The sequence below is a fragment of the Deinococcus depolymerans genome, from assembly GCF_039522025.1.
GTDB classification, from domain to species: Bacteria; Deinococcota; Deinococci; order Deinococcales; family Deinococcaceae; genus Deinococcus; species Deinococcus depolymerans.
The window spans coordinates 1-10,176 of record NZ_BAAADB010000027.1; the positions used below are offsets into that span (position 1 = coordinate 1).

Below are 10,176 nucleotides of genomic sequence, written 5' to 3' on the forward strand. Positions count from 1 at the left end.
CAGGCGGGGTTCTGACAGACGAAACTCTCGAGTGGGAGCTCTTTTGACACGTCCGGGGATAGGCCCCGGACGCTCCCATTTCAGTGGTGTCGGGCATAGTTCCAGCCGACTACCCTAGTTCCAGTCAACTACCATTTTTATAGACGGCTCAAGGATTGAGCAGATGTCTGAGCTTGCGCTTCTTCCAGACGTGCTGTAGTGGGCCACCCACGATGATCAGTGAGAAAGTGGCGTACATCAGAGTGGTGCGCCACCACCACCAGGGCAGGATGACCTGTCCATCCGATAACGCGGCTGAACTGACTGCAATGAAGGCAATCAATATGCCAATGATCCAGGGCAGCAGCGTGTTGGGGCGTTCATGCCTCTGCGCTTCCAGTTTGGTTGCATGTTCCATGGACTTGGCCTTGGTCGCCAGCAACAGTGCAGCGGTCAACAATGCCGGAGCGATCAGACCCACCAGAACACTGCTCCACGGAATCCACGAAAATGGACGCGATTCCTCCTGCTCCTGAACCCAGGAGGCTCTTGCAGGGGCGTACTGGGGCGTTTCCGGTATCTCGCAGGTACTGTCCAGCGTAAAATTCTGGATGGTACCTGAGAAAGCGGACTCGCAGATCCGTTGCTGTGGAGAGAGGGAGTCGTTCACCGTTGGACTGCTGGCGGATGGAACGGCATCCCAGAACTCTGCCCCCGGAGTGGTGTAAGCCGCATAAGTCCCGATGAGCGTCAGGGAAGTCAGGGCGATGGCCAGGGGTTTCATCAGGTGCGCAGGCTTCAGGAAGCTGATGAGGAGTAGAAGTACGGACAGGCCGAACCCCACCCTGAGTGCCCACCACAGCGTATCTGAAGCCTGTTTGAGATCAATCTGGTGAACCGCCAGTTGAATCAGGTGAGCACCGTGGGCGATGTATGACCCCAGGAGCACCCAGGGGATCAGGAGGATCACGGCGTACATCTGCCGCATCCAACGGGTATGCGCCATGACGTCCACGTCCGTTCTCTCTTGCCGCGCAGGAGGTGGGCCGGGTGCATTCACTTTGGGCGGCGTGTCGGGCAGGACGCCGGGCATCAGGACGTTCCACACGCGGAATAGCACCAATTTGTTGCCGATGTACCCGGTGTGGTTCGGACCGACCAGCGCGACGTTCGCGTTGGCGGTATAGATGTTGTGAATCTTCGAGGTGAGGATCACACCGGGTGGATCCCAACTGGGGCCAGCGGTGTGAACGGTGCCGCCGATGGGGTCGCCTTCCTCGTAGAAATTCTGCCAGATCAGCGGCTGACCCCTGCCCTCAAAGAGATCCCCGCGTAACTGGTGAATAGTCTTCACGTAACGTGGCGACTGCCCCTGAAGGGCCTGAAAAAAGTAGGCGAACTTGTCGATAGGGCTGCCGTACGTGATGAAGTCATTGATCTGATCTAGCTTGGCAGAATGATCACGTTTCAAGGCCAGCAAGGTATCGTGTGCGATCACGGACCCCAGACTGTGTGCCATGACGATCACCCGGTCGTATGGCGGATCGTTGTTTTTCTGACCATCTGAGCCTGGAATGCGCAGCACGTACCTGAAGACGTCACTGGACGTATCCAGAATGGCTTTCCTGACCTTGAAACCCTCGTCGGTCTCCTGATATGTCGCCCACTGCACCACGTCTCCCATGTATCTGCTGAAGAACGGGCGGATGCCGAACACCCAGGCCAGCGTCATGACCACGCTCATGGCGATGAGGGGGTAGATGTACCACACGTCCACGAGATTGCCATAGCTCAGTCCGTACCGCGCCGCCCATTTCGAGAGGGGTTCCTGCTGGAAGAACTGTGTCAGACCCACGACGGCTTCCGTGACGAACAGGGCGAAGACCAGGGTAGCCAGGATCATGCTCATGACCACCCAGATGGCGGTCAGGTCGTTGCTTTTCGTGAGGCGCTGCCAGCGATCCGCTGCGGGCTGCGGCGGCGTAGGGGCCACGCACGCGTACTCAAAGAATGTGCCGTGGGGATGCCGCCGGACGAACTGCCTGTACTGGCCTTTCAGAGTGTGCCCGTCGCGTGGAGCGGTGTGTCCGGTGGTAACGCCCTGCCCCAGCACACCCTGTTTCAGGCGGTTGAGTTCTCCCCACCTGGAATGCCGACGCAGGAACGGGACGAACAGTTGCTTGCGCAGCCAGCTGAGCACGGTGGTCGCTGCCACATTAGGAGCTTTCGGAGCCCAGTAGACCTCGTGCACGTCCAGCCGGGATCCGTTCGGCAGGTGAACGTTCATGGAGTAATGCGGGTCAGATGGATTGGACAGATGGGTCTGGACGGTGGAAGAAAAAGCTGGAGCCAGCGGGTCAATCCGCTGCCAGTAGGTTTCGAGGTTGTTCAGGAGGGCTGTCGCGTCGCACAGGCGCGTCTGGTCGCCCATCCCATGGACGTAAATCAATGCAAGTTTCTCGGAACGGGGATACTTGATGTTCGGAGGAGAGTTCCGCGGATTCACAGCAGGAAGGTGACCGTCTGACATTGGGTCTGGGCTGGTCGCTGGGGGTACTGCAGTGTGACCGCTGCTCATGAAGGTCCTCCTGGTTCCACACGGCTGGGCTGCTCGTCTGATACAGACTCCGATTGAATGGCTTACAAAGCCGTTCAATCCGAGCGGATGCGAGTAAGGAGCAAAACGGGTTCCGGACGTGGAGTTGACAGATCGGTGGTGTTCCGATCTGTTAACGAAACAAACGGAATCCGTATGATACGGGCGGGAAGTTGACGCCTTCGGGATGCTGAGTGGCAATGAGGGCAAGTCTGACCGAGTCTCTTCCCTCCGTAGCATGCCAGCCTTACAGTTCAGAGGTGTTGCTTGAGAAAGGAGAGGACTTGCTGAACGGCGTGCCCGCTCCTATGTTCGGTCAGGGTGGCGTGACTCACGGGCCATGGTCCACCTGGCAGGTGAATGACCTGCGCCCGTGGGAAGTCGGTCCCTATCTGCTCCAGGCGCTCTCTGGGGCAGATGACATCGCGTGCGTACCTCAGGGCGAGGATCGGGAGTGCCGGGCGGTGCGCCTGCGCGGCCGTGACGTCCTGGGCAGACAGGCCATATGACCGGCGGGCGCGGCCGCTGAGGGCCAGTGGAATGGTCGGCTGACAGACGACCACCGCGCCGGCCTGCAGGGCGAGCATCATGACGAGGACGAATCCGCCGGTCAGGCACATGCCGATGAGTCCGACTTTCTGCTCCGGGTGCTGGTCGGCCACCCACCGGGTGACGCTCTTCAGCCAGTCGGTGATGGGGCTGGTCTGCTCGGTGGAGAGCAGATGAAATTCCCGGCTCAGGCAGACGTGGGTGACGGCTCGCATTTTCGGCCCGAGCCCGTCCGGTTGCGGAAAGTCGCCGAACAGCACGGGGAGGTACGCGCGGAATCCTTCGTTCGCGAGGTCGCGGGCCAGTTCGATGGTTGCCCGGGTCACGCCGGTCATCTCGTGGACGAGGATCAGGGGACGCCCGGTTCCGATGGCGTAGAGGTCGTATTTCTTGGGTCCGGGCACGGGGTCCAGTGAGGTGAAGCCGTCGGTCAGTGCGGGCATGGCGCTGCCTCCGTTCAGGTGACGCTGATGCCGCGCAGGACGGCGCGCACGACATCGAGTTGCTCCACGTCTCCGTGGTTGGGAATCACCGCGTCGGACTGAAGGTTGTAGATCTGCCCGTTGCCGAAGGTGAGTGGGGCCGCGGCATCCAGGACGAACCTCTGCGCACCGGCGTTGAGGGCTCCGGTGACGCCGATGGCGCCGAAGGGATTGACACCTCTGACACTCCTGGTATGTCCGGCAAACGTGGAGGCGAGCGTGTACAGGATGCTGAGGGCGAGGTCATTCCCGGTGTGCGTGACCAGGATCGGTCCCGTGACCACGCGGTTGGTCAGGACCGGCCGGAAGTAGCCTTCGGGCGCCGGGCCGGTCGCCGCACCGAACCCAAAGTGGGAGAACGCTCCCTGTAGGAGATGCAGGGACGCCAGGGTCAGTGGAGGATCGCCATTCGGACCACGCGCCACCGAGGCCACCAGGCGGGCACCGAACGAATGCCCCAGCAGGTGAACTCTCGCGCTGGGTGCGGCCTTCTGAATGTCCCGGACGAGGCCGCGGCCACCACTCTCCCCGATGCGGCCGGCTCGCTCCCGCATCTCGTAATAGGAGGCCCAGACGACGATGTCCCGCCACAGCGTCCCCAGGTCCAGCGCCTCACCCCGCAGGGAGGCTCTGCCCGGCTCACGCCCTGGAAGATCAGGTTCCTGCGTGAAGATCTCGCTTTCCGTGACGTGGTCAATCAGCCGTTCGACGTGTTCACGGTCCGGCACTTGACCGGCCCGAACCGCTCTGAGCAGCTCCGCGTCGTGTGGGAACGCCTCCTGCGCGGCCGCCCTGACGTCATCGGCGCTGGCGTCGGTGGGTGACTGGAGGGACTCCGGAATGGACGGCCATACCAGCCCGATGACCGCGAATCGCCGCCCCCGCAGGTCCTGAGCGAGCCTCCCGTCAATCAGGGTGCGGGCGTGACCCAGGTACCGGCCGTAGCGGGCCTCGGCCGAGGCCCGGGTGGCGTTCCAGCCGTGCACGAGGACAAGGACGTCCGACGGATCGAGGGTTGACAATTCGCTCATCGCCTGCCTCAGTTCGGCCGGATCGACGGGTGCGCCGTTGCGGTCCAGCTGAACTGTCGCGTACGGAAAACCGTGCAGGTGCCGCGCTGCGCGTGATCCGGCGGTGGGTCGTGGGGCGGCTGAGGCGTGCGGCGACGGATGCGTGTTCATGGCTTCCCTCCTGTGGGCGGGTGTGGAGCGGAACCCGCTGTGGTCAGGGTGCGCCTGGCTGCGTGACCGCGCCGTGACCGCCCCCTGTTCCCACACGGCGCTTGGCCGCTTCCTGCGAGGCGGCGGCGCACTCTGCGTACCAGTCGAGAATGTCGAAACGCGGCTGGAGATCGCTGAACAGGTCGTCGATCAGATGGGAGAGGCGTGCCAGGACCGCACCGTGAGGCCCGGCTATCGTCTCCAGGGAACCGAGATCAAACTGGGAGTGGAAGTCGTACGTGAACGGTTTCAGGAGGCCCTCTTCGGTCACGACGAGTGGATTCACGGCCGCAGAGAGCGGCGTGCCGTCCTCCCACCGCGCGAGGGCGTCGAAAGCGTCCCGCTGCGCGAGGAGCAGTTGCGCCGGGGCGAGGTCGCTGGTGACCGGAAGCGGCGCGTGCTCCTGAGTGAGGGCGAGCGTCGTCCAGAACAGCCGGGCGCGGCCCGTCGGGGCGACCGGCCGGACCTGCACGCCGGGGATCACACACCAACACAGATGCGGTTGAGAACAGTTCACTCACTGGTTTTGATGCAGCCCGGCACGGTGGAGCCTGCTTGAGTTTCCAAGGTGGTGCAGTGCCTCTCTTGGGAAGGGCTCCACTGTATCTGGGAGGCTTTTGCCTGTCAGTCGCCCCAATAGATTTGTAGCTGCTTCAAACGTAGGCGTTCTTCTCGGTGGGGGAGTATTCAGCGCTTTGGTCAACACGTCTGTGCGGTGATCGTGTGCAGCCATCAGCAGCAACGCGTCATGCAGGACAGTGGCGACGTCGTGTGGAGGTAGAGGTCCTGCCACCAGTACGTCAGGCCAGATGGGTATCCGGGCAAGCTCAGCCTGATATGCGAGCAGTTGCGTGCCGGGTTCAGTCAGCGAAGGAGCCTCAGCAGATCTGGTGGGAGCTTCCGCCCATTCTAATGACCTGCAGTCCATGGTGAGGATGACGGCGCTGAGAATGCCAGCTACGTAAGTCGTATGGTATGTGTGGACGTACGCGTATGCTGCGCGCTCGTCGTCTGGCAGCGACAGGTACGTGCTTAAGTCAAAACTCGGACAGGGAAGGAACCCAAACTCCGCCCACGTATAATTCAGGACAGCCCAAGCGAATCGAGCGGGTGGGGTATTCGCTGTGCCCGTCATCACCGCACCAAGGAGAAGTTCGCCTACGAGGTCTAGGTTCTCACTCACTGCATGCCAGGCGAGGCAGGCATCCAGCATCCTGGTAACTCCGTCTTGGTCAACGTCGGGAGGGAGTGCTTGCTGTCCGAAATCCGTGACGTACATCAGGCCGTGTGTCAGTGCGTAGACACTATCGGCGGTCATGTGTACCGCGTGAGCTTCGTTAGCCAGAAGGCTACATTGAACAGCCGCCGCCCACGCTGCGGTGGACGGCGGCTGTCCGCGCAGTGTCTGGAGCCATAACATCTCCAAGTGGCGATAAGGAAGTCGCTCAGCAGCTTGTGCCTGACGGGAAGTGAAGGCGTCGGCAACCAAAGCGTCAAAAGCTGCGTCGGGGAAGCCAGCTTCTTGCAGTGCTTGATGGGCCATTCCAAGCGAAACGGCCGCATGTGGATGACGGCGGAGAAGGGCTCGGTGACGGTCGCTGCGTATGTAAGGCACCAAGTGTGCGGCCAGTGCTTGACTGGCCTCTACCAGCGCGGGTGGCGCCTGCGGAACGCGACCTGTCACAAGGATGAGTAGGGCAGTTTCCATGACGATCTTGTCGGCAAGGGTGGCGTACGCGTCCAGCGGGGTCTGCCACGGGTCATTTACTACACTTAACATTTGGACGGTGCGGCGAGCGTGATCCAACACCTCGAGAAGGCGATGTTCATGCAGGGTGTGGAGCGGAGTTGATTCAATCATGGGTTCCCTATTGCACGTACGGAGGGGCACTCCTGCCGGGTTTCCCTCCGTACGGCTTGGTCCGTAGTGCAGCATGTCAGTCCCGTTTTCGCGGTTCAGTCAAGGCATGTATCTCGATGGATGACCTGGGTCACGTCCACTAGTTACTAGGCTTTCCGTAAAAGGCCCTCCAACTCCTGAACATGCGCCCGAATTCCTCCTCGCAGACAACAACGGCGGATTGGCTGAAGGACTCGAAAACCTACTTTCGCAAGAGGCCTACTGGAGGCGACTCAAAGCCTCTTTGATTGACCCCAACTGTTGCCTAAGGTCTCCAATGGAAGGTTCAGCCTGAATGCCAGTGACAAGGGCGTACTCATTGCAGCAAAGGACGTGCAGCCCCACTTCCTGCCCTGGCGTCAGGTTCTTTGCTACGGACTCCATGACGCCTCGCATGGAAATGTCGAGGTTGATGGCTTTGGTTTCGTGCAGGGCCAACATGATCTTCGAGAGATCGGCATGGGCAAGGCGGTCAGACATAGCAGACTCCTTCGCTGGGGTTGCGGCCTAGGCCGCAGTGATCATGACTGGTGACGTGTCGCTGTACAGAATCACGCATGTGACCTCCTTGTGAGACTTCTTTCCTCTCACTTGAAGAAATTGGCAAGTGAGCTCGTGGGGAACACGCGCCTTGTACGAAGGAAGGGCTTATTGATAACGGCATAAATCCGCATCACCCGTGTTGAAACGCAAAACGTCTTGGCCAGCGTCCTGCCAACCCAGGGGAGTGATGGGCGATGTCAACTTACGCCGTTATCAATAAGCGGTGCCATGGATGTGCGCGCGGCGGTTGGTGTCGTTCTGTCCGGGCGGTGTCCAGGATGTCGGCTCGCGGAACATTCGGCAGAACGACTTGGGGGGCTTCGACCGCGGAGCAGTAGGGGTCTCAGGGTGCTGCCATGGGCGTGGCAAGTGTAGGTACGGCTATGGTATCGGCCATGGTGTCCCCCCCGGGAGCGTGTCTAGCCGCCGATGCCGCCGGAACCTGTCGACGGGTCCGCGAGCGCGAACTGCGAGAGCGTCCACAGGGCTAGCGTGAGCCGGTACCGCCACGTACGATAAAAGTGCATATCCTTCCCCCTTGTGTGGCGCGCCCATCCCGGTCGGACCGGCCTGGGGCCTCACGCGCAGAGCGTAGTGGGGGGCCGCTTAGGTACCGGAGGTGTGGATGACCGGGTCGCTTAGGGTTCCGTCAGGGAGCGTGCTCGAGGCGCTGGTGTCGGGCGAGTTCGAGGAAGGGTGCCGGCGGCACGTGGCCCTGACTGCTCCGACGGCCCTGGACGACCTGTGGGCGGCGCAGTGCCTGGTGCAGCTGGGCCGGCGGGCCGAGGGCCTCGCGGTCTTCCTGCGCCTGCAGGCGGCGGGGCTGGGGGACGCGGCGCCCCTGGCGGCCGTGGCATACCGCTTCGAGGGGGATCTCGAGTCGGCGCGCGAGGTGCTCGCGGAGGTGGACGCGTGGGGGCTGACGGGCTTCGGTGAGGCGGTCGCGTGCCGGGAGCGGGGGATGCTGGCCCTGACGGCCGGGCGGCTGGAGGAGGCGCTCGTGTGGACCCGGCGGGCGTGGCGGACGGCGGTCACGGAGCCCACGGCGCAGTTGTTCCTGCCGGGGTTCGCGGCGGCGCTGGCCATGGTGCTGGCCACGCTCGGGCAGGATCACGCGGCGGCGCAGTACGCGGCCCAGGCCCTGCCGGCGGCGTCCGGCGCGCAGCGGGCGCCGCTGTTGTGGATCCTGTCGGCCTGTTACGCCCGCGCCGGCCTGTTTCCCGAGGCGAGACAGGCGCTGGAGGAGCTGGACGCGGTGGCGCTGGGGCCGCCGTCGGCACCGCTGCGTGCGTATCACTGGGGCGTGCTGCACGCGGTGCAGGGGAACCTGGCGAGAGCGGCCGCCGCGTTCAGTCAGGCGGCGGCACTGGCGCGGGAGAACGGGCAGCTGGAAACGGAGGGGTTCGCGGCCCTGCAACTGGCCGCGCTGTCGAGCGCGGCCGGACGAACCGATCAGGGGCGGGTGCAGGTCGCGCGGGCCCGCAGCCGCGCCGGTGGGGCGCGCGCCGCCGCGCTATGCGACCTGCAGGCGGCGGCGCTGGACGTCCGGGCCGGTGAGCCGGGGGGCGTGGATGCGTTGCAGCGGGCCGTGGAGCGGCTGAGGGACCTGGGCCTGAAACGCGACGAGGGAGAGGGGCGGGTGCTGCTGGCGGACGCGTTCCTGCGCGCGGACGAGCTGGAGGCCGCCGAGCGCGCGCTGCACCAGGCGGCGGAGTGCCGCGCGACGCTGGGACGGAACGTGACGGTGGCGGCCCTCATCGCGGAGCGTCCCCGGATGCGGGAGGTGATCGGCGCGCGGGTGGCGCGTGGAGCGCCGGGTGACCTGGAAGAGCTGTGGCAGGACCTGCAGCGCATCGAGCAGGCCAGACCGGCGCCGCTCGTCCTGACGACACTCGGCGGGTACGGATTACAACTGGGCGAGGCGCCCGTCCGGGTCAACGTGGGGTTGCGCCGCGCCCTGGAAGTCCTGTCGTACCTGCTGCTCCGGGGGGAAGCGACCCTGGAGGACCTGCAGACGCACGTGTTCGACGGGAGTTCCCCCCAGGCGGCGCGGGATTACCTGCATGTGACCCGGCACGCGCTCACGCGGGCCGTGCCGGGGCTGCAACTGCCGTTCGACCGGGCGCGGGCCGTATACCGGGCTGAGGTGCGGGAGCGTGCGTTGCAGTGGGATCTGACGGTGGTCCGTGAGGCGCTGCTGGACGGAACCGCGCAGGGGTTGAACCGGGCGCTTGGGGCATACACGGGAGCGTTCCTGCCTCACTCGTCATCAGCGTGGGCGGCGGAGATCCGCTCGGATCTGGAATGGCAGCTCATCACGGCGGGTGAGCGGGCCGCGAGGGGGTTGCTGCTCCGGGAGGCGTGTGACGAGGCGGCGGCGCTGCTCAGGAGGCTATTGGGGTTGTGGCCGTCGGAGGTGGCGCTACACGAGTTGCTGATCCATGCGGTCCGGGTGTCACAGGGGCCGTCAACTGCGGGTCTGGAAGCCAGGCGGAGCCGGGAGGTGCTGACGCGCGAACTCGGCGTTCAGGTCGCCCTGCCGGATGGGCACGCGGAACGGTGACGCCCGGACGGAAAGCGGTGGATGGCACGGGCCAGTGGGCGGACCTCGCCCGGTTTCGAGACGACAGGGTGATGGCGTGGTGTCGGAGGCGGTCACCCGGTGCCCTTGGCCTGACCCAGAAGATTGGACTCTTTTGAGTAGGGACTTGATTCACGTACGAGCGTACGCGGTCGTCTGGTCTGCTCCCCAGAATCTGGACAGTGTTGAATAGAGACCTCGACTCACTCCCGGTAGTTGGCTGGAACTATGCCCGACAGGGAACGCCTTGAGGCCGTGACAGCCACGCTCGCAGCGTCCAAACGCGATCGGTCAGCCCAATCGCCATCGCCGGTGTGCGCTGGAGG

7 protein-coding genes are annotated in these 10,176 nt (G+C 63.8%); 1 reads left to right on the top strand and 6 read right to left on the bottom strand.

The window, feature by feature from the left end; translation table 11 throughout:
• Positions 1-148 precede the first annotated feature (148 nt).
• From ABDZ66_RS12400 to ABDZ66_RS12425, 6 genes are all read right to left on the bottom strand, one after another.
• Positions 149-2,485, bottom strand: coding sequence for a hypothetical protein (locus ABDZ66_RS12400; RefSeq protein WP_343759360.1), 2,337 nt, complete (start codon positions 2,483-2,485; stop codon positions 149-151).
• Positions 2,486-2,829: 344 nt separating this feature from the next.
• Positions 2,830-3,567 (bottom strand): dienelactone hydrolase family protein, encoded by a 738-nt coding sequence (locus ABDZ66_RS12405; protein ID WP_343759362.1) that lies wholly within the window; start codon positions 3,565-3,567, stop codon positions 2,830-2,832.
• A 14-nt stretch (positions 3,568-3,581) separates the two neighbouring features.
• Positions 3,582-4,787 (bottom strand): hypothetical protein, encoded by a 1,206-nt coding sequence (locus ABDZ66_RS12410; RefSeq protein WP_343759364.1) that lies wholly within the window; start codon positions 4,785-4,787, stop codon positions 3,582-3,584.
• A 43-nt stretch (positions 4,788-4,830) separates the two neighbouring features.
• Complete coding sequence (locus tag ABDZ66_RS12415) at positions 4,831-5,310, bottom strand: hypothetical protein (protein WP_343759366.1); 480 nt, start codon at positions 5,308-5,310, stop codon at positions 4,831-4,833.
• A 33-nt stretch (positions 5,311-5,343) separates the two neighbouring features.
• Entirely contained in the window at positions 5,344-6,687 is a 1,344-nt protein-coding gene (locus ABDZ66_RS12420; protein ID WP_343759368.1) for a DUF6895 family protein, read from the bottom strand.
• Positions 6,688-6,945: 258 nt separating this feature from the next.
• Positions 6,946-7,206, bottom strand: a complete 261-nt coding sequence (locus ABDZ66_RS12425; RefSeq protein ID WP_343759370.1) for a hypothetical protein — start codon at positions 7,204-7,206, stop codon at positions 6,946-6,948.
• Between the two features lie 688 nt (positions 7,207-7,894).
• On the opposite strand from ABDZ66_RS12425, the gene ABDZ66_RS12430 reads away from it, so the two are divergent.
• The gene (locus tag ABDZ66_RS12430) at positions 7,895-9,832 is read left to right on the top strand and encodes a hypothetical protein (protein ID WP_343759372.1); all 1,938 of its coding nucleotides are present in this window, start codon (positions 7,895-7,897) and stop codon (positions 9,830-9,832) included.
• Positions 9,833-10,176 lie beyond the last annotated feature (344 nt).